Annotated in this window: 1 protein-coding gene and 1 pseudogene; one reads left to right on the top strand and one right to left on the bottom strand. The window is 75.9% G+C overall.

Annotated features, from left to right (window positions below):
• Window positions 1-221 (top strand): annotated as a pseudogene (locus tag CCN37_RS38460) (tRNA dihydrouridine synthase DusB); the annotation flags it as partial.
• 42 nt (window positions 222-263) lie between these two features.
• Here CCN37_RS38460 and CCN37_RS38455 read toward each other — a convergent pair.
• Window positions 264-580, bottom strand: a 317-nt coding sequence (locus tag CCN37_RS38455; RefSeq protein WP_086830279.1) for a gamma-glutamylcyclotransferase family protein, incomplete at its 5' end; no start/stop codon positions are given.

Raw genomic sequence — 580 nt, 5'->3', positions numbered from 1 at the left:
AGATGCGCCGGCGGCTGGCGGTGGCCGGTTCGCTGGCGGAGCTGCGCGGCCTGCTGGACGAGTTGGACCTGTCGCAGGAGTGGCCGCAGGGCGCGGACGGCCCGCGTGGGCGTACCCACTCGCGCAACAAGGTGGTGCTGCCCGACGGCTGGCTGGCTGACCCGTACGAGTGCGGTACGGCGCTCGGCGCGGACGCCGAGGCGGACACCTCGGGCGGCTGAGGCCCGCTTCTTCCGTGTTTTCCGGCGCGGCCGGCGGTGGGGTCACCGCCGGCCGCGCCGTATGCGTGCGGCCGTCTCCAGGCGGGTGGCGTACGCGTCGAGCAGTTCACCGGCGAAGACGTCGGCCTCCCAGTCGCCGGGGCACACCTGCGCCGGGTCGTCCCACAGGTACGCCCATGTCCGGCCGCGGTGGGCGGGTGCGGGTTCGACGGTGAGGGGCCGCAGGACGTACGCGTCGTCCTCGAAGGCGTCCAGGATCTGCCAGGTGCGCGGCCCGAGTCCGGTCAGCACCAGCCCGTGTGCGGTGGCGCCCGGGGCGGCGACCAGGCCGGGGTAGGGCCTGCCGCGCAGGGCGGCGG

Origin of the sequence: Allokutzneria sp. NRRL B-24872 (assembly GCF_002155965.1) — a bacterium.
GTDB lineage: Bacteria > Actinomycetota > Actinomycetes > Mycobacteriales > Pseudonocardiaceae > Allokutzneria.
This window is presented reverse-complemented; position numbering and strand designations above follow the sequence as displayed.